The organism is Hydrogenibacillus schlegelii, from assembly GCF_001653195.1.
GTDB classification, from domain to species: domain Bacteria; phylum Bacillota; class Bacilli; order Thermicanales; family DSM-22653; genus Hydrogenibacillus; species Hydrogenibacillus schlegelii.
In genome coordinates, this window is record NZ_JXBB01000005.1 from 1 (window position 1) to 20,570 (window position 20,570).

Sequence of the window (20,570 nt, forward strand, 5' to 3'; positions counted from 1 at the left end):
CGCTCCCTTTCGAGCACTGGCGGCAGATCTGCTCGACGAACCCCCTGGAGCGCCTGAACCGAGAGATGCGTCGGCGGATGGACGTTGTGGGGATTTTCCCGAATCGAGCGTCGGTGTTGCGTCTGGCGGTCATGCGCCCCTCAGACTGGACAAATGCTAAAACTATGTTGTATCCTTCTGTCAAAGGAGGGGCGACTCGTGAAACGCACAAAATCCATCCCCGGCTCCATCAAATTCAAAGCGGCTTTGGAACGGATCAAAGGCGAAAAAACGCTCGTTGAACTTTCCCGGGAATACGGCGTTCATCCGAATACCCTCTTGAAGGGAAAGCTTACCCTCCTGGAAAAAGGCGCTGAGCTCCTTGAACCCCCCAAACAAAGAGAGGATCCCGGAAGCGCATTCGTGATTTGGAACAGCTCCTCGGCAAAAAGGAGGTCGAAATCGCGCTCCTAAAAAACTTCCTCGGGCAGGGGAGCTAGATCAACTTCCGCTTCAGGAGCGCATCCGTCTGGCGCAAGAGGCGCTGGCCAGGCGGCTGGCTCCCCTGCCGGTTCTCCTCAAGACACTTCGCATTTCACGAGCGACGTGGTATTACCAGAAAAAGCGAGAGGAGACCGAAAAGAGACGGGCTCTGGCAGACGAAGCGCTCAAAGCTGAGATCGAAGCCATCCTTCGGGAACATCCGGAGTCCGGCGATCGCCGCCTCGAGGCCGAGCTTCGGCGACGGGGAATGGTCGTCAATGGAAAGCGGGTCCGTCGTCTTCTCCACACGTTTGAGCTTTCCCTCACGCGAAAGGTGAGAAAGCCGAAGCCCAATCCGCTGCTCGAGACAGTCGTTCTGGCCAAGGAACGGGCGAATCTCGCCTTTGGCCTTCTTTCCGAACGGGAACCGGACGCCTTTGAGGGGCTCACCACCGATTTCACGCAGCTCGTCTATGGCGGCGGGAAGGTTTGGTTTTTGCCGATTCTGGACCATCGGACCCGCATGGTGATCGGATATGCCTTCTCTTTCTCGCCGGATGTTCGGACGGCGCTTCAGGCATGAAGACGGGCCAAAGCGTTCATCCTGACCCAAAAGAGGGAGCGCCCGAAAGCCATCGTCCATCACGATCAGGGCGGCGCCTTCTTGAGTCACGCGTGGGTCGGTCATCTCCTGCTCGAAGAAGGGCAGCGACTGTCGTACAGCCTGCGGGGACCGAAGGGAAATCCCATCGTCGAATCCTTCTTCTCGCGTTTCAAAGCAGAGCATCAAGACCTTCTGCTTGAAGCAAGGAGCATCGAAGCCCTCGATGCGCTTTTGGCCGAACGGATCCGGACCTACAACGAGCATCGGCTGCATTCAAGCCTGCGGTACAAAACGCTCCAAGAAACGCTTAAAGAAGCCCTGAGCACAAGCTAGGTCTGAATCACATAGGGAGACCGAACAAAGTGTCTAAATCAAGGGGCGCGGTTCCGAGGTCACGCGTGAGGAACAAGATCGATTTGCGCTGTCGAGCCAAACAAAGGCGGCGCGAGCCATGGAGCGCGGCCTTTTCTCTTCTCTAAGTAAGAAATTGTCCCGGTGGCCGTTCGAAATGAACGTGGTGAAGTGGTTATGGAGAGAAAACGACGAACATCCGCGCCCGGATACGACGTTGGAAAAACTCCGCAGCCTTCCTCCGGCTTTTAAGCCGAACGGCACGGTGACGGCCGGCAATGCGTCGGGTTTAAATGATGGCGGGGCCGCGTTGGTGATCATGAGCGATGCCAAAGCAGAGGCGCTCGGCTTAAAGCCGTTGGCCGTGCTCTTAACCCATGCCGGTGCCGGCGTCGATCCGTGGTTCATGGGTCTTGGTCCGATTCCGGCAGCGCGTAAAGCGTTAACGAAAGCGGAGTTATCAATGGATCGTCTTGACCTCGTTGAAGTGAATGAAGCCTTTGCCGCTCAAACGTTGGCCGTGCAGCGGGAACTTGAAATTCCCGACGCGGTGTTAAACGTAAACGGAGGCGCGATCGCGCTGGGACATCCCTTAGGGGCGAGCGGAGCGCGAATTCTGGTCACGCTCCTCCATGAAATGCGTCGGAGAAACGTGCAATATGGCATGACGACGCTCTGCATCGGCGGCGGTCAAGGGATCGCCGGCATGGTGTCGCGAAATTAAAGAACAGAACGGTTGCGCGTTTTCTTTTGTTCACCCGCGTTCCGGCGGTATGGTATACTGAAAACCAGGAAGATGACCACCGGGCCTCGAAAGGAGCGCTCCGATGATCGGCTGGATCTTGCTCGGCGTCCTCGTCCTCTTCGTCCTTTACGTCATCGCCGGCTACAACGGCCTTGTCCGCTACCGCAACTGGGCGAAGGAAGCCTGGGCCCAGATCGATGTGCAGCTCAAGCGGCGGCACGACCTCATCCCGAACCTCGTCGAGACGGTGAAGGGCTACATGCAGTACGAGCAGGAAACCCTCGCCAAGGTCATCGAGATGCGAAGCCGCCTCATCAGCGGCTCGCCGGTGGAGCGGGTGGAGGCGGACAATGCGCTGACGGGAACGCTCCGGCAGCTTTTCGCCCTGGCCGAGGCGTACCCGGACCTCAAGGCGAACGAGACCTTCCTCCGGCTTGAGGAGGAGCTTGCGACGACGGAAAACAAAATCGCCTACGCCCGGCAGCTTTACAACCGGACCGCCGCCGAATACAACATCCGGCGGGAGTCGTTTCCGACGAACCTCATCGCCGGGATGTTCGGCTTCGGGCCGATGGAGCTTCTTGCCATCCCGGAGGCGGAGCGGGAGGCGCCGCAGGTCAGGTTCACGTGAGGCGGGCGGGGGATCGCCATGCTCTATGAGGCGCTCCGGCAAAACCGCCGGCGGACGGCGGCGCTTTTTGTCGTGTTCGTCGCCCTCGTCGCGGCGACGGGCTGGGCTTTAGGCACGCTCTTCGGAGACGTCCGCGCCGGGCTCGCCGGTGCGCTTTTGTTTGCGGCGGTGTATCTGCCGCTTACCTATTTTACGGCGTCGGCGCAGGTGATCGCCCTGACCGGCGCCCGGGAAGTGACGGAAGCCGAGGCGCCGGAGCTCCATCACGTCGTCGAGGAGGTCGCCCTCGCCGCCCGGCTGCCGAAGCCGAAGGTGTACGTCGTCGACGACGAGGCGCCGAACGCCTTTGCCGTCGGCTTTGCGCCGGATCGGGGAGCCGTCGCCTTTACGACGGGGCTCCTTCGGATCATGGACCGGGAGGCGCTGGAAGGCGTTGCCGCCCACGAGATCGCCCACCTGCACAACGGCGACTCCCGCCTCATGACGCTCGCCGTCGCTCTCGTCGGCGTCATCGTCCTCCTGGCCGACATCGGCGGGAGGCTCCTCTGGTTCGGCGCCGGAGAACGGGAGCGGAGGCGCCGGAGCGACCGGGGCGGCCCGGAGGCCCTTCTTCTCCTTCTGGCGCTTTTGGTGCTGTTTCTGGCGCCGCTGGCGGCGCAGCTTACGCGGTTTGCCCTTTCGCGCAACCGGGAGTTTTACGCCGACGCCCAGGCGGTGAACTTCACCCGCAATCCCCGGGGGCTCATCAAGGCTCTGACGCGCCTCAAAGAGGCGCCGGCCAAGGTCGCTCGGGCGACGGAGGCGACGGCGGACCTTTATTTCGTCAACCCGTTCGGCGACGTCAAGCGGTGGTTCCGCACCCACCCGCCGATCGAGGAGCGCATCCGGCGGCTCGAGGCGATGTGAGGCTCCGGCCGGGCCCGCGACCGGGCGGCGCCGAAGGGGAAGTCTGTGGTATAATAAATCATTCATTCGGTCATTCCGATCCCGGTCCGCGAATTGCCGGGCCGCGGGCCGAAACGGTGGGGGTCGCAGGAGGAACGCGGATGGCGGACATCGAACGCGTGCCGAAGGCAAAGATCCGGAATTTCTCCATCATCGCCCACATCGATCACGGCAAATCGACGCTCGCCGACCGGCTGCTGGAGGCGACCGGCGCCATCGGCGAGCGGGAGAAAGAAGACCAGTTTCTCGACCAGCTCGAGCTCGAAAAAGAGCGGGGCATCACGATCAAGCTGAACACCGTCCGGCTCCACTACCGAGCCAAAGACGGCGAGCGCTACGTCCTCAACCTGATCGATACGCCCGGCCACGTCGACTTCACGTACGAAGTCTCCCGGTCGCTCGCCGCCTGCGAGGGGGCGCTCCTGGTCGTCGACGCAACGCAGGGGATCGAAGCGCAGACGCTCGCCAACGTCTACCTCGCCCTGGAAAACGACCTGGAAATTCTCCCGGTGATTAACAAGATCGATCTCCCGAGCGCCGATCCGGAGCGGGTGAAGCGGGAGATCGAAGAGGTCATCGGCCTCGACGCTTCGGAGGCGGTCCTCGCTTCGGCCAAGCTCGGGATCGGCGTCGACGAGATCCTCGAGCAGATCGTCGCCAAAATCCCGCCGCCCGCCGGCGACCCGGAGGCGCCGCTTCGGGCGCTCATCTTCGATTCGTTTTACGACCCGTATCGGGGCGTCGTCGCCCTCATCCGGGTGAAGGACGGGACGATTCGCATCGGCGACGAGATCCTCTTCATGGCCACCGGCAAGGTGCACGCGGTGACGGAGCTCGGCGTCTTCGCGCCCCGACCGACTTCGGTCGAGGAACTTTCCGCCGGCGAGGTGGGCTACGTCGCCGCGAGCGTCAAGACGATCGCCGACACCCGCGTCGGCGACACGATCACCCACGCCCGCCGGCCGGCGGCGGAGCCGCTCCCGGGCTACCGGAAGGTGCTCCCGGTCGTCTTCGCCGGGCTGTATCCGGTCGACTCCGACGACTACGACGACTTAAAGGACGCGCTGGAAAAATTAAAGCTGAACGACGCGGCGCTCACCTTCGAGCCGGAGACGTCCCAGGCGCTTGGGTTCGGGTTTCGCTGCGGCTTTTTGGGGCTTTTACACATGGAGGTCGTCCAGGAGCGCCTCGAGCGGGAGTTCGGGCTCCATCTCATCGTCACGGCGCCGAGCGTCGTCTACCGGGTCAAGCTCAAAAACGGCGAAGTGCGGGAGGTCGACAACCCGTCGAAGATGCCCGACGCCGGCCTCATCGAGGCGATCGAAGAGCCGTTCATTCGGGCGACGATTCTCGTCCCGAACGACCACGTCGGAGCGGTGATGGAGCTCTGCCAGGAGAAGCGGGGCGTCTTTCAGTCCATGGATTACCTGACGCCGAACCGGGTGCAGCTCGTCTACGACCTTCCCCTCGCGGAAGTCGTCTTTGATTTTTTCAACCAGCTCAAATCCCGGACCCGCGGTTACGCCTCCTTCGACTACGAGCTCGCCGATTACCGTCCGTCGAACCTCGTCAAGATGGACATCCTCATCAACGGCGAACCGGTCGACGCCCTGAGCGTCATCGTCCACCGGGACAAGGCGTACTACCGCGGCCGGGCGCTCGTGGAAAAGCTGAAGACGCTCATCCCGCGGCAGCTGTTTGAAATTCCGATCCAGGCGGCGATCGGAAGCCGCGTCATCGCCCGGGAGACGGTGAAGGCCCTCCGGAAAAACGTCCTCGCCAAATGTTACGGCGGCGACGTCACCCGGAAGCGGAAGCTGCTCGAAAAGCAAAAAGAAGGCAAAAAACGCCTGAAGGCGATCGGGAGCGTCGAGATCCCGCAAGAGGCGTTTATTGCCGTGCTCCAGGTCGACGAGGGCGGCCGAAACGGGGGCTAGGCAAGCTTCGGTCCGGGTCGGGGGCCGGTCGCCGGCGCCGCGCATCGGCCGGGCCGGCGACGGGCGGGACGGCTTGGCGGCGCTTCCCGGCCGAAGGGCGATCGGCCGCGGCCGTCGGTCCATCCGCGCGGGATGGGCTTTGCGAGCCGGCTTCGCCGAAGGGCGCGAAAGGGGGGAGACGGTGCCGGATCCGGGAGCGGTCGAGAGGGGCGCGACGGCCGACCCGGCGGGGTTCGCTCCGGAGGCGGCGCCGCGGCACGTCTATGTGCACGTCCCGTTTTGTGGCGCCAAGTGCCATTACTGCGACTTTGCCGTTTTCGTCGGGCCGCGGACGCCGTGGGAGGCGCTCTACCTGGAGGCGCTCGAGCGGGAGCTCGCCCTCGTCCTCGCGCCGTACGGCGGTGCCTATCCCTTTCCGATCGAGACGCTGTATCTCGGCGGCGGCACGCCGACGGCGCTTTCACCGGCGGCGCTGGAGCGGCTTTTCGATCTCCTCGAGCGGGCGTTTCCCCGTCGGGCGCCGGGGATGGAATGGACCGTCGAAGCAAATCCGGAAGGCCTCGTCGGAGACGAGGGCCGGGCCCTCCTCCGCTGGCTTCGCGGCCGGGGGACGACCCGGCTGAGCATCGGTGTGCAGACGTTTGACGATGCGCAGTTATCGGCGCTCGGGCGTCGGCACACCGGCCGGGAGGCGGAGGCGGCGGTCCTGGCCGCGCGGGAGGCGGGGTTTGTTCACCTTTCGCTCGACCTCATCTACGGCCTGCCGGGTCAGACGTTCGAAGGCTGGACGGCGGACGTCCGGCGGGCCTTCGGGCTTCCGATCGATCACCTCTCGGCGTACGCGCTGGAAGTCGCCGAGGCGACCCGTTTCGGCCGGATGCAGGCGGCCGGGGCGCTTCCGCTTCCCGACGACGATCGGGTGGTCGAAATGTACGCTTTTGTCGCCGCGGCGGCCCGGGATGCCGGCTTCGAACCGTACGAAGTGTCGAACTTCGCCCGCCCCGGCGGCCGGTCGCGGCACAACCTCGCCTACTGGAACAATCGGCCGTACTTCGGCTTCGGCCCCGGCGCCCACGGTTACGCCTTCGGCGTCCGGACGGCGAACGTGCCGTCTCTTCCCCGCTATGTCCGAGCCCGGACGCTTTCGGAATTCCGCACCGAGGTTCGGCCGGTCGGTCGGCGGGAGGCGATCGAGGAGACGATGTTCCTCGGGCTTCGCCTCGCCGAGGGCGTCCGCCGGGACGCGTTTCGCCGCCGCTTCGGCGTCGACCTCGAAGACGTCTACGGCCCGGTCCTCCGGCGGCTTGAGGCCGAGGGGCTGATCGTCATCGACGCGCGGGGGATCCGGCTGCCGGAGGCGGTCCGTCCCGTGATGAACGCGGTGCTCGCTGAATTTTTGTTCGATGACCGTTGACAACGGCGGCGGTCGTCTGGTACATTTGGAAATGAGTTAGCACTCGTTCCGTCCGAGTGCTAACGTCGGGAGGTGATGGCCGTGCTGACCGAACGGCAACGCGCCATCCTCCAGGCCGTCGTAGAAAACTACATTCGCTCGGCGGAGCCGGTCGGCTCCCGGACGATCGCCCGCCTGACGGGGCTCAACCTGAGCCCGGCGACCATCCGGAACGAGATGGCCGACCTGGAAGCGATGGGCTACCTCGAGCAGCCCCACACGTCCGCCGGCCGCATCCCTTCGTACAAAGGCTACCGCTACTACGTCGATCATTTGCTGACGCCGGAGGCGATCGACCGGGCGTGGGTCGAAGCGCTGGAGCGGCGCTTCTACGCCCGTTCCGTTGCGATCGAGGAGGCGCTCAGGAAGACGGCGGCGATCCTGGCGGAGCTTACCCACTACGCCGTCGTCGCCCTCGGGCCGGAGGTGTTCACCGCTCGGCTGGTGAAGCTCGAGTTTGTCCCGCTGGACGAAGCACGGGCGGTGACCGTCCTCGTCACCGACACCGGCCACGTCGAACACAAGGTCGTCGAGCTGCCCCAGGGCCTTTCGGCGGAGGATCTGGCCCATCTCGTCGAACGAATCAACGCCGAGCTCAAAGGCGCGGCGATCTCGACGCTCGCGCCGAAGATCCACCGGCTGCTGGCGCAGGCGATGGAATCGAACCGGGAGGCGCTCTTCCGGGCGGAGCGCTTTTTCGAGGCGCTCCTTCACCCCCGGGAAGAGGCCCGGCTCATCGTCGATGGCACGACGGAGATCATCGCCCAGCCGGAGTTCCGGAGCGTCGACCGGGTGCGGGAGCTTTTGAAACTGTTTGAAGCCGAGGAGCCGCTTTTTACCGTCCTCCGGCAGGTCGAAGACGGCGTGCAGGTTCACATCGGTCTGGAGGACGTCCTCGGCCTCGGGAGTCCGCTGAGCCTCGTCACGGCGACGCTCACCGTCGGCGAGGGGCAGCGGACGACCATCGGCATCATCGGTCCCCCGCGGATGGATTACGCCAAGGCGATCGGGCTTCTGTCCGCGCTTTCGTTCATCTTCGACGCCTGGAGGGAGCGCGGCTTAGGGTAGGCGACGGAAACCTTCGATCCCGGGCGCGAGGGCGCTCGGGATCGTCTGTTGAGGTGAACGGCCGATGGACGTAAGACGCTCAGAAGACCAGGCGCCCTACGACGCGGCGCCCGGCGAGCGCCCCGCGCCGAGCGCCGGCAAGGGCCCCGCACCGGCCGCCGGCGAAGCGCCGGCCGAGTCTTCCGGCACGGGTTCCGCGCAGGCCGCCGGCGATGGGCCTGCGCCGGCCGCCGTCTCCGACGGAGGGTTCGCCCGGGCCGCCGGGGGCGACTCCGCTTCAGCCGTCGAAGGCGGGGATGACGCCCCCTCCGGCGCACCGCCGGATGCGCCCTCCGGCGAGGGGGCGGTCGGAGAGGCGGCCGAACCGGAGGGGGCGGAAGCGCCCGACCCGTGCGCCGGCGTCCTGGCGGAGAAGGCGGCGGCGGAACGGGAGGCCGCCGAATGGCGGGAGCGGTACGTCCGCCTGGCCGCCGACTTTGACAACTATAAAAAGCGGCAGCAGCGGGAACGGGAGGCGCTGATCCGCTACGGCCCCGAGCCGCTGGCGGAGCGGCTTTTGCCCATCCTCGACACCTTCGAGCGGGCCCTCGCCCAGGCGGTGGCCCATCTCGGCGCCGGCGGAGAAAAGGCGGAGCCCCCCGGGGCGAAGGCCGTCGGAACGGGCGCCGGGGGGGTGCCGGCAGACGTCTTTCGCGGCTTCGTCGACGGCGTCGACATGGTGTATCGCCAGCTGCTTCAGGCGCTGGACGCCGTCGGCGTCCGTCCGGTGGAAGCCGTCGGGCAGCCGTTTGATCCCGCGGTCCACCACGCCGTCGGCCTCGTGCCGAAGGCGGAAGGCCTTTCGCCCGGCACCGTTGCCGAGGAGCTGCAGAAGGGTTACCGGTTGCACGACAAGCTTCTCCGTCCGGCGATGGTCAAGGTCGTCGAATCGTAGCGGAGATCGGCGTCGTCGGTCGGACGGATCGCTGAACGATCGCTGAAAGAAGGGGGTACGAGCATGGGCAAAGTGATCGGCATCGACCTCGGCACGACCAACTCCGTCGTCGCCGTCCTCGAAGGCGGCGAACCGGTCGTCATCCCGAACGCCGAAGGAAGCCGCACGACGCCGTCGGCGGTCGCCTTCAAGCCCGACGGCGAGCGGATCGTCGGCGAGGCGGCGAAGCGGCAGGCGATCACCAACCCGACCCGGACGATCCTCTCGATCAAGCGGCACATGGGCACCGACTACAAGGTCGAGATCGACGGCAAGAAATACACGCCGCAGGAGATCTCGGCCATGATCTTAAAGAAGCTCAAGGACGACGCCGAAGCCTATCTGGGGGAAAAGGTCGAGAAGGCCGTCATCACCGTGCCGGCTTATTTCAACGACGCCCAGCGGCAGGCGACGAAGGACGCCGGCCGCATCGCCGGCCTGGAGGTCCTTCGGATCATCAACGAACCGACGGCGGCGGCCCTCGCCTATGGCCTCGACAAGGAGGACGATCAGACGATCCTCGTCTTCGACTTGGGCGGCGGCACGTTCGACGTCTCCATTCTCGAGATCGGCGGCGGCGTCTTTGAAGTGAAGGCCACAAGCGGCGACAACCACCTGGGCGGCGACGATTTCGACCAGGCGATCATGGACCATCTCATCGCCGAGTTCAAAAAAGAGCACGGCATCGATCTGTCCAAAGATCCGATGGCCGTTCAGCGGCTCAAAGAGGCGGCGGAAAAGGCGAAAAAAGAGCTTTCCAGCATGCTCTCGACGACGATCTCGCTCCCGTTCATCGCCGCCGACGCGAGCGGGCCGAAGCATCTCGAGATGACCCTCACCCGGGCCAAGTTCGAAGAGCTCACCCGGCACCTCGTCGAGCGGACGATGGGGCCGCTCCGGCAGGCCCTCGAAGACGCCGGGCTCAAGCCTCAGGACATCGACAAGGTGATCCTCGTCGGCGGTTCGACCCGCATTCCGGCCGTTCAGGAAGCGGTCAAGGCGTTCATCGGCAAAGAGCCGTACAAGGGGATCAACCCCGATGAGGTCGTCGCCCTCGGGGCGGCGATCCAGGCCGGGGTGTTGGCCGGCGAGGTGAAGGACGTCGTCCTCCTCGACGTCACGCCCCTTTCCCTCGGCATCGAGACGCTGGGCGGCGTCTTTACGAAGATCATCGAGCGGAACACGACCATTCCGACGAGCCGCTCCCAGATCTTCACCACCGCCGCCGACAACCAGACGTCCGTCGAGATCCACGTCCTCCAGGGCGAGCGGCCGCTGGCGAAGGACAACAAGTCCCTCGGTCGCTTCATCCTCGAAGGCATCCCGCCGGCGCCTCGGGGGGTGCCCCAGATCGAGGTCAAGTTCGACATCGACGCCAACGGCATCGTTCACGTCTCGGCGAAAGACCTCGCCACCGGCAAAGAGCAGAAAATCACCGTCCACGCCTCGAGCGGCCTCAGCGAAGAAGAGATCCAGCGGATGATCCAAGAGGCCGAGCAGTACGCCGAAGAAGACAAAAAGCGGAAGGCGCTCATCGAACTCAAAAACGAGGCGGACCAGCTCATCTACTCCACCGAGCGGACGCTTAAGGACCTCGGCGACAAGGTGTCGGCGGACGACCGGGAAAAGGCCGAGGCGGCGATCCGGGAGCTTCGGGAAGCGCTCGGCAAAGACGACGAGGCGGCCATCCGGGCGAAGAAAGACGCCCTCACCGCCGTCCTGCACGGCCTGACGACGAAGCTGTACGAGCAGGCGAAAACCTCCCCGGGCGGCGAGGGGGGCGGCGGGGCGAACAGGGACAACGTCGTCGACGCCCAGTACGAGGAGGTCAAAAAGGAAGACGGAAGGGCGTAACGCTTTTCGTTTGCGGACCCCTCGTCCCGGCGGGAGGTTGAGCGCTTGGGCGCCGTCCCAAGCGCCGTTTTGTCTCGGAGACGGGCCGCGCCGGCGGCCGGTCGGCCGCCGGGGAACGTCGGCCGTTCGTTCGGTCGGCGCCCGGGGTCGTCCGGGCCGTCGGTCGGGGGAGGTGAGATCCGGTGAAGCGGGACTACTACGAGGTGCTCGGCGTCTCCCGGGATGCCAGCCCCGAGGAGATCAAAAAGGCGTACCGCCGCCTGGCGCGCCAGTACCATCCGGACGTCAACAAGGCCCCGGACGCCGAAGAACAATTTAAATCGATCAACGAGGCGTACGAAGTCCTTTCCGATCCGGAAAAGCGGGCCGCCTACGACCGCTTCGGCCACGCCGGCGTCTCCGGCGCCCAAGCGGCCGGCGGCGCCGGCGGGCCCGGCGGGTTCGGGGGATTTGACGCCGGAGCGGGCGACTTCGGCGTCTTCGACGATCTCATCGACATGTTTTTCGGCGGCGGCCGCGGCCGGCGGGCCGACGGCCCGCGGCCGGGGCGGGATCTCCGGCTTACGCTGACGATCGACTTTGAAGACGCCTACTTCGGCAAGACGGTCGACCTCGACCTGGAAAAAGACGACGTCTGCGACGCCTGCGGCGGAACCGGCGCCCGGGCCGGCACGGCGCCGAAGGCGTGCCCGACGTGCGGCGGCCGCGGCACCGTCGAATCGGTGCAGCGGACGCCGTTCGGTCAGATCGTCACCCGCCGCACGTGTTCGACGTGCGGCGGGAGCGGCCGGGTCATCGCCGAACCGTGTCCCGCCTGCCGCGGCACGGGCCGGGTCCGGCGGAAGAAGACGGTCAAGGTCCGCATTCCGCCGGGCATCGACGAACAGACCGAGCTCCGCGTCGCCGGGGAAGGGGAGGCCGGGCACCGCGGCGGCCCGCCGGGGGATTTGTATCTCACGTTTCGCATCCGGCCGCACCCCCGCTTCGAGCGCCGGGGAAACGACCTTTACCTCGAGCAGCCGATCTCGTTTCTCCGGGCGGCGCTGGGCGGGGAGATCGACGTGCCGACGATGGACGGAAAGGCCCGGCTCACGATCCCGCCGGGGACGCAGTCGCATACCGTCTTTTCCCTCAGGGGGAAGGGATTTCCGGACGTCCGCGGCCGGGGTCGGGGCGATCTCCTCGTCCGGGTGATCGTGCGGGTGCCGTCCAAGCTTACGGAGCGGCAGAAAAAGCTTCTTCGGGAGGCCTTTCCGGACGAAGACGATGGAGGAGCGGATGCCTCGGAAGGGTTTTTCGATAAGATGAAACGCGCCTTCCGGGGGGACTGACCGCCCGGTTGCAAACCGGATTCGGCAGGGCTTTCGCCGATCGCCCTGCCGCGGCCTGAGGCAAAAGGCGGCGCTCGAGCGCGCCGCTTTCGGCGGAGCGGCAAAAAGTCGGCGGAGCGCCCTTCGAAGGGCTTGGGCAACCGGCGGCGCCGAGGGGCCGGGTGACGCGCGGCGCCGGAAAACCCGGGAAGGTCTTCCGGCGACAACGGGCGGAAAGGAGACGAAGATGGACTGGCTGGAGGTGTCCGTCGCCACGACGGCGGAAGCCCACGAGGCGGTGGCGGAACGGCTGATGGCGCTGGGCGCCCGGGGCGTCGTCTTCGGGGAGGCGGACGGAGCGGTCGTCGTCACCGCCTACCTGCCGGAAGAAGCGGAAGGGCGCCTTGAAGCGTTGGCGGAGGAGGTGCGGAGCTTAAGAAGCTTCGGCCTGGACCCCGGACCCGGCACCGTGACCGTGCGGCGGGCCCGGGAAGACGACTGGGCGGAAGCGTGGAAGCGGTACTATCGGCCGGTGCCGGTGTCGGAGCGCCTCATCATCGTTCCGGCGTGGGAAGATCCGCCGGAGGACGGGCGGATCGTCATCCGGCTGGAGCCGGGGATGGCCTTCGGGACCGGGACCCATCCGTCGACGATCCTCGCCCTCCGGGCGATCGAGGCGACCCTCCGGCCGGGCGAGGCGGCGATCGATGTGGGGACCGGAACCGGCATCCTCGCCATCGCCATGGCGAAGCTCGGGGCCGCCTCCGTCCGGGCGATCGACGTCGATCCCGTGGCCGTCGCCGTCGCCGAGGAAAACGTCCGGCGAAACGGCGTCGCCGACCGGGTCACCGTGCGCGCCGGCGATCTCGTCGCCGGGGAGACGGGGCCGTTTGACCTCCTCGTGGCCAACATCCTTCCGGACGTCCACGAGCGGCTCGTCCCGGAGGCCGTCCCGCGCCTTCGCTCCGGCGGACGGATCGTCCTTTCGGGGATCATCGAGGCGGAGGCGGAGCGGATGGCGCGCCTTCTTTTCGCCCACGGGCTCATCGAGCTTAAGCGGCTTTCCGCCGACGGGTGGACGGCGCTCTGGGCCGTCCGGCCGTAGGCGAGGCGGACCCGGTCGGAGCGATCCCCATCCGGGGCGGACGGACGGCGTTTTGGCTCGTCCGGAGATCGACGAACGGGGTCGCCGAGACCCGGGAACACGGCGAATGCGCGGAAAGGAGGCCCTGAGTGCAGCGATATTACGTGCCGCCGGAGGCGATCGGACCGGCGCGGATCGTCATCTCCGGAGACGATGCCCGCCACATCGCCCGGGTGATGCGCCTTGGCCCCGGCGAGACGATCGAAGTGTTCGACGGAACCGGCCGGCGCGTTCGCGCCCGGCTCGAGCGGGTGACGCCGGAGGCGGTCTGGGCGACGCCGGTTGAAACGCTTCCGGAAGCGGGCGAGCCGCCGGCCCCCCTCGTCCTCGTTCAGGCGCTCCTCAAAGGCGACAAAATGGACTGGATCGTCGCCAAGGCGACGGAGCTCGGCATCACGGCGTTTTACCCGTTCGTCGCCGCCCGGAGCGTCGTCCGGCCGGCCGAGGAGCGGCCGGAAGCCGTCCGCCGGCGGGAGGCGCGCTGGCGGAAGATCGCCAAAGAGGCGGCAGAACAGAGCGGCCGGAGCCGGCTGCCGGCCCTCCATCCCCTCCTTCCGGCGGACGGTTGGGTCGAGGCGCTCAAGGCGGAACTTTCCGGACGGCTGGCCGGCGTCCGGGCTTACTTCGCCGACGAGGCGCTGACCGGCGCCCCGAACCTCCTGGCCCGCCTCCTTCCGAACCGCCCGGCGCCGGATCTTCGGCAGCCGTTCGAGGCCGTCCCTTCGGACGTTGCGAACTTGAACGCTCCCGGCTCCGCCGCGCCGGGTTTCCTCGTCGTCGTCGGCCCGGAAGGCGGCTGGACCGATGCCGAACGGGCGGCCTTATGCGCGCTCGGTGCCGAGCCGATCGGCCTCGGGCGGCGCATCCTCCGGGCGGAGACGGCGGCGATCGCCGCCGTGACCCTGCTCTGCCTGTTGCAAGAAGCGGCTTCCGGCGCCGGGGCGGCGACCTCGGAGGGCCCCCCGCCGGATGATCGGAAAAAGCAGGCTTGTCATCGCTTCCGAGGATTGCTATAATGCTGTTCGAACGACGCCGGCTCCTCGGGATCGGCGGTCCGGGCGGCGCCGAGGGATGGCCGGCCGCCGTCCGGACGAAGCGAAGGCGAAAGGGAGGTCGACGATGGCCTACGTCATTACCGAGCCGTGTATCGGGACCAAAGATGCGAGTTGCGTCGAGGTCTGCCCGGTGGACTGCATCCACGAAGGGGAAGACCAGTACTACATCGACCCCGACGTGTGCATCGACTGTGGCGCGTGCGAAGCGGTCTGCCCGGTGTCCGCGATCTACCACGAAGATTTCGTGCCGGAAGAGTGGAAGTCCTACATCCAGAAAAACCGAGACTTCTTTAAGAAGTGAGCGTATCCCGGGAAAAGGGAAAGATGTCTCACCGTGTGGATATGTGATTTTATGCACATACATACGGCGACCGGGCCGACCCGCCCGAACGACGGCGCGGCCGGCAGGGACGATCGGGGGAGCGGTCCGGAAGGGAGGCCGGCGGCGCGGAAAGCGCCGCTTTTTTTGTCTCGAGACGGGCATCCGGTGTCGGCGTGACGGGGTCGTCCCGGCGCCGTTCGGATCGACGGCGGAGAGGCGGCAGCGCCGGTCGTCGGGCGTTTTAGCGAGGCGGACGGTTTGTGATATAATGAAAGACACCCCGGAACTTCGTCCGGGCGGGGCGGCAAGCGCTGCACCCGATGCCCCGGCGAAGCGGCCGGAACAAGCGCTCCGAGCCGTCGGACGGAGACGACCATCGGGAAGACGGGTCGCCTTAACCCGGCGTGCGCGGGTAAGGCGATTTTTTGTTGAGGAGGCGAAGGCGGTGCAGACCCCGGAGACGCTCAAGGCCAAAAAAGACCGCGGGGAAAAAATCGTCATGCTGACGGCCTACGACGCGCCGTCGGCCCGGCTGGCGGAGGCCGCCGGCGTCGACCTTTTGCTCGTCGGCGATTCGCTGGGCATGGTCGTGCTCGGCTTTTCCTCGACGGTGTCGGTCACGCTCGAAATGATGGTCCATCACACGCAGGCCGTCCGGCGCGGGGCGCCGGAGACGTTCACCGTCGCCGATCTGCCCTTTCTTTGGGCCCATGAGGCGCCGGAGGCGGCCCTCCGGGCGGCGGGACGGCTCATTCAGGAGGGGGGCGCCCACGCGGTCAAGCTGGAAGGGGGGGCCGAGGTCGCGCCGCTCGTCCGGCGCCTCGTCGCCGCCGGCATCCCCGTCATGGGCCACCTGGGGCTTTTGCCGCAGACGGTCCTCGTCACCGGCGGCTACCGCGTCCAGGGAAAAAGCGCCGCGGAGGCGGAGCGGATCGTCGCCGATGCCAGGGCCCTCGTCGAGGCGGGCGCGTTTTCCCTCGTCGTGGAAGCGGTTCCGGAGTCCGTCGGCCGGTCGGTCGCCCGGGCGGTGCCGGTTCCGGTGATCGGCATCGGGGCCGGCCGGTTCGTCGACGGCCAGGTGCTCGTCTATCACGATCTCCTCGGGTACGGCGTGGGCCGGGCGCCGCGGTTTGTCAAGCGCTACGCCGAGCTCGACGCGGTGATCGTCGGGGCGATCCGGGCTTACGCCGACGATGTTCGGAGCGGCCGGTTTCCGGAGGCGGCCCACGCCTATCTTCCCGTCGAGGCGGTGCCGGGAGAGGCGGCCGGGCCGGGATCGGACGCCGGCGCCTGATCGCCCGCCGTCCGGGAAGGCGCGATTGATTTTCGGCGGCCGATGGCCGCGGTCGAGTTCCGGCGGACGATGGGAACGGGGTCGAGAACGGCGGCAGGAAAGGAAGTGGGCGGATGAAGCGAATCGAGAGCCGGTCGGCCCTTCAGACGGCCCTCCGGCCGGTGTGGGCGGCCGGCCGGAGCATCGGTTTGGTGCCAACGATGGGCTACCTGCATGCGGGGCACCTCGCCCTCGTCGATCGGGCCAGGCAAGAAAACGACGTCGTCGTCGTGAGCATCTTCGTCAATCCGCTCCAGTTCGGCCCCGGAGAAGATTTCGAGCGCTACCCTCGCGATCTCGAGCGGGACGCGGCGCTTCTCGCCGGGCGGGGCGTGGACATCGTCTATCATCCGCCGGTGGCGGACGTCTATCCGGAGCCGCCGGAGGTCGGCCTCAAGGCCGGCCGGATGGCGGCGGGGCTCTGCGGGCGGAGCCGCCCGGGACATTTTGACGGCGTGCTTACGGTCGTCGCCAAGCTCTTTCACCGCGTCCGGCCGACGCGGGCCTATTTTGGCGAAAAAGACGCGCAGCAGCTCGCCCTTATTCGGCGGATGGCGTTCGATCTCGACTTTGACGTTGAGGTCGTCGCCGTGCCGACGGTCCGGGAACCCGACGGGCTGGCGATGAGCTCCCGGAACGTCTATCTCTCCCCGGAAGAGCGGGCGGAGGCACCGGTCCTCTACCGGGCCCTCGCCTGGGCGGCGGAAGCGATCCGGTCGGGGGAGCGGCGGGCCGCCGTCCTCCTCGAAGGGGTCCGCACCCGGATCGCGGCGGCCAAAACGGCGCGGATCGATTACGTGGAGCTCGTCCGGTGGCCGGATCTTCGCCCGATCGCCCCGGCGGCGAAGCTCGTTCCCGGGGAGACGGTGCTCGTGGCGGCGGCGGTTTTTTTCGGCACCGCGCGGCTCATCGACAACGTTCGCGTCGCGGTGCCCCCCGCCTGAGGCGGGCGCCGGAAAGCTTCGCGGCGGCCCCCGTCGCAGGCGCCCCTCGCGCTTTAAGATCGAAGCGACGAACGTCGGGAGGCGGGCAGAGATGTGGCTTACGATGATGAAGGGCAAGATCCACCGGGCGACGGTGACCGAGGCCAACCTCCACTACGTCGGCAGCATCACCATCGACGCCGATCTCCTTCAGGCCGCCGGCATCCTGCCGAACGAGCGGGTGCAGGTCGTCAACGTCACCACCGGAGCCCGGCTCGAGACGTACGTCATTCCCGGGCCGGCGGGAAGCGGCGTCGTCGGTTTAAACGGCGCCGCCGCCCGGCTCGTTCAGGTCGGCGACGTCGTCATCATCATCGCCTACGCCCTCATGACGCCGGAGGAGGCGGCCCGGCACCGGCCGTCGGTCGTCTTCGTCGACGCGGCCAACCGGCCGACGGCCGTCGCCCTCGGCGAGGCGGCGGAGATGCGAGAAGGGCCGGCGCTGTGATCGTCTGTTGCTGCAAAAACATCTCTTTACGAAACAGATGTTGAACGCTACAATTGGCATAGTACGGCGGAGAACCGCCGCAGTATCGGCGCGCTGAACGAGGGAGGGGGGAAAACCGTGGCCAGAGATCGCGAGCAGCCGATTTCCGATGCGGTGATCAAGCGACTGCCGATCTATCTGCGCTATCTCACCTATCTCGATCGAATGGGGGTGCGCACGGTTTCCTCCCATCAAATGGGGAAAGACCTTGGCCTGAACCCGGCGCAGATTCGGAAGGACCTTGCTCACTTCGGTGAATTCGGCCGAAAGGGGATCGGATACGAGGTTCGTTACCTTATTAAAAAGATCCGTCAGATCCTGCATCTCGATCAGCTCATCCCCGTCGCCCTCGTCGGCGCGGGCCATCTCGGGACGGCGCTGGCGCGGTACAATGCGTTTCAACAGGACAACATGCGCATCGTGGCCATTTTCGATCACTCGCCGCTCAAGGCGGGACGGGAGATCGACGGCATCCGCATCCAGCCGATGGAAGAACTTCAGCCGACGGTAAAAGAAAAAGACATCCGCGTCGGCATCATCACCGTCCCGGACTACGCGGCTCAGGAGGTCGCCGACCTCCTCGTCGAGGCGGGCATCGAAGCGATCCTCAACTTCGCCCCGACGATCATCCACGTCCCGCCCCACGTCCGGGTCCATCACGCCGACCTCACGACGGAACTCCACAGCCTGGCGTACTACCTCCGGCAACCGGAATACCTCGTGATGTAAACGCGGCGGAAGGCGCGCGCCAGGCTCAGTCGGCCGGCGGCAACCGGATGGCGGCGCGGGCAACGATCAAGGATCGGGAAGGAAGCGAAAGCGTCGCGAAGGAACGCGATCGGAGAGCGAAAGGACGGCCAAGAGGCTGGATGTGCCCGGGTCCCCCCGGGCTTTTTTTTGCCCGTCGGGATCCGGTATAATCGGATATCATGTTTGCCGGGCGGAACCCCGGCGGCGGACGGAGGCCGACCATGCGGCTTGTGCTGGAAGATGCGCTTCTCTATCAGGACGGGCGGCTCGTTCGGGGGCATCTCGTAATCGAAGGGGGGCGGATCGCCGCCGTCGAGCGGGAGGGCGACCCGCCGGCGCCGGGCGTCGGCCACGGCTCGGCGCCGAGCGGCGAGCCGGACGGCGGCAACCGGTCGGCCCCCGGCGACGGGGCGATGAATGCGGCGGACGACGGCGGCGGCCCGGCGCTCCCCCCCGCCGAGCGGCGCTCCCTCGCCGGGAGGATCGTGCTTCCGGGGCTTGTGAACGCCCACACCCATACGCCGATGAGCCTCCTTCGGGGCCTCGGGGAGGGGCTTCCCCTCAAGCGCTGGCTGGAAGAGGCGATGTGGCCGAACGAGGCGGCGTTCAGCGACGAGGACGTCTACTGGGGGACGCTCCTTGCGCAGCTGGAGATGATCGAAAGCGGCACGACGGCGTTTGCCGAGATGTACGACCGGATCGACGTCATCGCCCAGGCGGTCGGGGAAAGCGGCCTCCGGGCGGTGCTCGCCCGGGGGATGATCGGCCTCGGCGACGAGGCGACCCGCCGGGCGAAGCTCGCCGAGGCGATCGACGTCGCCCGGCGATGGCACGGCGCCTACGGCGGCCGGGTGACGACGATGATCGCCCCCCACAGCGCTTACACGTGCCCGGAACCGTTTTTGCGGGAGGTGGCGGAAGCGGCCCGGGACCTCGGTCGGCCGATCCACACCCACCTCGCCGAGACGGAAGCCGAGGAGGCGGAGGTCCGGGCGCGGACCGGCCGCTCGTCGGCCCGGGTGATGCTCGAAGCGGGCCTTTTCGACGGGCCGGCCCTCGTCGCCCACGCCGTCTACTTGAGCGACGACGAACTTCGCCTTCTCGCCGAGCGGGACGTGCGGATCGCCCACAACCCGGTCTCCAATCTCAAGCTGGGAAGCGGCATCGCCCCGCTCGCCCGCTGGCTCGAGCTGGGCCTCGTCGTCGGCCTGGGGACCGACGGGCCGGCGAGCAACAACAACCTCGATCTCTTCGACGAGATGCGGCTGGCGTCGCTTCTCGCCAAAGGGCGGGAAAAAGACGCGGCGGCGGTGCCGCCGGCGGCGGCGCTCGAGCTGGCGACGGCAGGTGGGGCGAAGGCCCTCTTTCTCGAAGACGTCGGGCGCCTCGCTCCGGGGATGCGGGCCGATCTCATCGTCATCGACCCGTCGTCGGTTCGCTACGTGCCGGCCCATGACCTCCTCTCCCATCTCGTGTACAACGGCCGGGGGACGGACGTCGAAAGCGTCATGGTCGACGGCCGCTGGCTCATGTGGCGCCGGACGGTGCTCACCCTCGATGCCGAGCGGATCCGGTACGAGGCGGAGCGGCGGAGCCGCCGCTTTCGGGCCGGCGGCGCGGCCGGCGGGCCGGCGAAAGGGCCTGCCGGCGGAGCGGCATGAGGGCGAGCGGCGCCCCCCCGTCGACCCGGGGCATCCGGGTCGTCGCAGCCGTTTCTCTTCTCCTGTTCGCCGCGGCGCTCTTGTTCTGGACCGCCCGGGCCGCCCTGGCGCCCGAGGCGGAGGTTCAGGCGTGGCTGGAGCGGGTGCGGCCGGCCCTGCCGGAGGGCGCCCGGATCGAGGCGGCGTTCTGGTACCGGGGAAGCCGGTCGCTCCTCGCCGTCGTCACCGACGGGGGGATCTTCTGGTTTGACGAAACCGGCCGTCCGGTCGGCCGCTACGCCGGCCGTCCGGTCCCGGAGTCGGCGGTGCGGGCCAGGGTCGGGGAGGATTTTCCCGACGGTCGCCTCGTCCGGCTCACTCCCGGATTTGAGTTCGGCCGGCCGGTCTACGAAGCGGTCGTTCGGCTTGAGGACGGCGGCGTCGGGTATGCGTATTACGATTTCTCCGACGGCCGGCGATATCTCCTCGTGCGGATGCCGCCGGGCTGAACGCCGGGCCGGTT

21 protein-coding genes and 2 pseudogenes are annotated in these 20,570 nt (G+C 67.1%); all 23 read left to right on the plus strand.

Annotation, left to right across the window (positions count from 1 at the left end; translation table 11 throughout):
- Positions 1-125: pseudogene (locus SA87_RS12535) on the plus strand (transposase); the annotation flags it as partial.
- Between the two features lie 73 nt (positions 126-198).
- Positions 199-453 (plus strand): hypothetical protein, encoded by a 255-nt coding sequence (locus SA87_RS13420; protein WP_169793246.1) that lies wholly within the window; start codon positions 199-201, stop codon positions 451-453.
- A gap of 214 nt (positions 454-667) precedes the next feature.
- Positions 668-736: pseudogene (locus SA87_RS14330) on the plus strand (hypothetical protein); the annotation flags it as partial.
- A gap of 60 nt (positions 737-796) precedes the next feature.
- Positions 797-1,045, plus strand: coding sequence for a hypothetical protein (locus tag SA87_RS13875; RefSeq protein WP_082718108.1), 249 nt, complete (start codon positions 797-799; stop codon positions 1,043-1,045).
- Positions 1,046-1,126: 81 nt separating this feature from the next.
- On the plus strand, positions 1,127-1,399 hold the full coding sequence (locus tag SA87_RS02610; protein ID WP_066198780.1) for an integrase core domain-containing protein: 273 nt from the start codon (positions 1,127-1,129) through the stop codon (positions 1,397-1,399).
- Between the two features lie 37 nt (positions 1,400-1,436).
- Positions 1,437-2,141 (plus strand): thiolase family protein, encoded by a 705-nt coding sequence (locus tag SA87_RS02615; RefSeq protein WP_281180917.1) that lies wholly within the window; start codon positions 1,437-1,439, stop codon positions 2,139-2,141.
- A gap of 103 nt (positions 2,142-2,244) precedes the next feature.
- Positions 2,245-2,793 carry a LemA family protein gene (locus tag SA87_RS02620; protein ID WP_066198785.1) on the plus strand — a complete coding sequence of 183 codons (549 nt, stop codon included), beginning with the start codon at positions 2,245-2,247 and terminating at the stop codon, positions 2,791-2,793.
- Between the two features lie 18 nt (positions 2,794-2,811).
- Complete coding sequence (locus SA87_RS02625) at positions 2,812-3,699, plus strand: M48 family metalloprotease (RefSeq protein ID WP_066198787.1); 888 nt, start codon at positions 2,812-2,814, stop codon at positions 3,697-3,699.
- Between the two features lie 140 nt (positions 3,700-3,839).
- Complete coding sequence (lepA, locus tag SA87_RS02630; protein ID WP_156423449.1) at positions 3,840-5,675, plus strand: translation elongation factor 4; 1,836 nt, start codon at positions 3,840-3,842, stop codon at positions 5,673-5,675.
- Positions 5,676-5,856: 181 nt separating this feature from the next.
- A complete protein-coding gene (gene hemW / locus SA87_RS02635; RefSeq protein WP_066441061.1) occupies positions 5,857-7,089 on the plus strand; it encodes a radical SAM family heme chaperone HemW in 1,233 nt (410 codons plus the stop codon).
- Between the two features lie 75 nt (positions 7,090-7,164).
- Complete coding sequence (gene hrcA / locus SA87_RS02640; RefSeq protein WP_066441060.1) at positions 7,165-8,196, plus strand: heat-inducible transcriptional repressor HrcA; 1,032 nt, start codon at positions 7,165-7,167, stop codon at positions 8,194-8,196.
- Between the two features lie 64 nt (positions 8,197-8,260).
- The gene (locus tag SA87_RS02645) at positions 8,261-9,130 is read left to right on the plus strand and encodes a nucleotide exchange factor GrpE (RefSeq protein WP_066198790.1); all 870 of its coding nucleotides are present in this window, start codon (positions 8,261-8,263) and stop codon (positions 9,128-9,130) included.
- Positions 9,131-9,193: 63 nt separating this feature from the next.
- Positions 9,194-11,023, plus strand: coding sequence for a molecular chaperone DnaK (gene dnaK, locus SA87_RS02650; RefSeq protein WP_066198795.1), 1,830 nt, complete (start codon positions 9,194-9,196; stop codon positions 11,021-11,023).
- 182 nt (positions 11,024-11,205) lie between these two features.
- Entirely contained in the window at positions 11,206-12,354 is a 1,149-nt protein-coding gene (gene dnaJ, locus SA87_RS02655; RefSeq protein WP_066198799.1) for a molecular chaperone DnaJ, read from the plus strand.
- A gap of 226 nt (positions 12,355-12,580) precedes the next feature.
- On the plus strand, positions 12,581-13,438 hold the full coding sequence (gene prmA, locus SA87_RS02660) for a 50S ribosomal protein L11 methyltransferase (RefSeq protein ID WP_066198803.1): 858 nt from the start codon (positions 12,581-12,583) through the stop codon (positions 13,436-13,438).
- Between the two features lie 128 nt (positions 13,439-13,566).
- Positions 13,567-14,493, plus strand: a complete 927-nt coding sequence (locus tag SA87_RS02665) for an RsmE family RNA methyltransferase (protein ID WP_066198806.1) — start codon at positions 13,567-13,569, stop codon at positions 14,491-14,493.
- A gap of 103 nt (positions 14,494-14,596) precedes the next feature.
- Positions 14,597-14,833 (plus strand): ferredoxin family protein, encoded by a 237-nt coding sequence (locus SA87_RS02670; RefSeq protein ID WP_066198812.1) that lies wholly within the window; start codon positions 14,597-14,599, stop codon positions 14,831-14,833.
- A 466-nt stretch (positions 14,834-15,299) separates the two neighbouring features.
- The gene (panB, locus tag SA87_RS02675; protein WP_281180916.1) at positions 15,300-16,148 is read left to right on the plus strand and encodes a 3-methyl-2-oxobutanoate hydroxymethyltransferase; all 849 of its coding nucleotides are present in this window, start codon (positions 15,300-15,302) and stop codon (positions 16,146-16,148) included.
- A 113-nt stretch (positions 16,149-16,261) separates the two neighbouring features.
- Positions 16,262-17,131: a pantoate--beta-alanine ligase gene (panC, locus tag SA87_RS02680; RefSeq protein ID WP_066198815.1), complete on the plus strand. Its 870-nt coding sequence runs from the start codon at positions 16,262-16,264 to the stop codon at positions 17,129-17,131.
- A gap of 91 nt (positions 17,132-17,222) precedes the next feature.
- A complete protein-coding gene (gene panD / locus SA87_RS02685) occupies positions 17,223-17,618 on the plus strand; it encodes an aspartate 1-decarboxylase (protein ID WP_066198819.1) in 396 nt (131 codons plus the stop codon).
- A gap of 117 nt (positions 17,619-17,735) precedes the next feature.
- A complete protein-coding gene (locus SA87_RS02690; protein ID WP_066198822.1) occupies positions 17,736-18,386 on the plus strand; it encodes a redox-sensing transcriptional repressor Rex in 651 nt (216 codons plus the stop codon).
- Positions 18,387-18,628: 242 nt separating this feature from the next.
- The gene (locus SA87_RS02695) at positions 18,629-20,068 is read left to right on the plus strand and encodes an amidohydrolase (protein ID WP_066198825.1); all 1,440 of its coding nucleotides are present in this window, start codon (positions 18,629-18,631) and stop codon (positions 20,066-20,068) included.
- Positions 20,065-20,556, plus strand: coding sequence for a hypothetical protein (locus SA87_RS02700; RefSeq protein WP_066198829.1), 492 nt, complete (start codon positions 20,065-20,067; stop codon positions 20,554-20,556). Before SA87_RS02695 ends, SA87_RS02700 begins: the two co-directional genes overlap by 4 nt.
- Positions 20,557-20,570 lie beyond the last annotated feature (14 nt).

Coding starts and splice junctions, on each gene's coding strand:
- SA87_RS02700 (WP_066198829.1), top strand. CDS start 20,065: ATGAGGGCGAGCGGCGCCCCCCCGTCGACCCGGGGCATCCGGGTCGTC.
- panD (WP_066198819.1), top strand. CDS start 17,223: ATGTGGCTTACGATGATGAAGGGCAAGATCCACCGGGCGACGGTGACC.
- hrcA (WP_066441060.1), top strand. CDS start 7,165: ATGGCCGTGCTGACCGAACGGCAACGCGCCATCCTCCAGGCCGTCGTA.
- SA87_RS02695 (WP_066198825.1), top strand. CDS start 18,629: ATGCGGCTTGTGCTGGAAGATGCGCTTCTCTATCAGGACGGGCGGCTC.
- prmA (WP_066198803.1), top strand. CDS start 12,581: ATGGACTGGCTGGAGGTGTCCGTCGCCACGACGGCGGAAGCCCACGAG.
- SA87_RS02645 (WP_066198790.1), top strand. CDS start 8,261: ATGGACGTAAGACGCTCAGAAGACCAGGCGCCCTACGACGCGGCGCCC.
- lepA (WP_156423449.1), top strand. CDS start 3,840: ATGGCGGACATCGAACGCGTGCCGAAGGCAAAGATCCGGAATTTCTCC.
- panC (WP_066198815.1), top strand. CDS start 16,262: ATGAAGCGAATCGAGAGCCGGTCGGCCCTTCAGACGGCCCTCCGGCCG.
- dnaK (WP_066198795.1), top strand. CDS start 9,194: ATGGGCAAAGTGATCGGCATCGACCTCGGCACGACCAACTCCGTCGTC.
- SA87_RS02625 (WP_066198787.1), top strand. CDS start 2,812: ATGCTCTATGAGGCGCTCCGGCAAAACCGCCGGCGGACGGCGGCGCTT.
- SA87_RS02670 (WP_066198812.1), top strand. CDS start 14,597: ATGGCCTACGTCATTACCGAGCCGTGTATCGGGACCAAAGATGCGAGT.
- SA87_RS02620 (WP_066198785.1), top strand. CDS start 2,245: ATGATCGGCTGGATCTTGCTCGGCGTCCTCGTCCTCTTCGTCCTTTAC.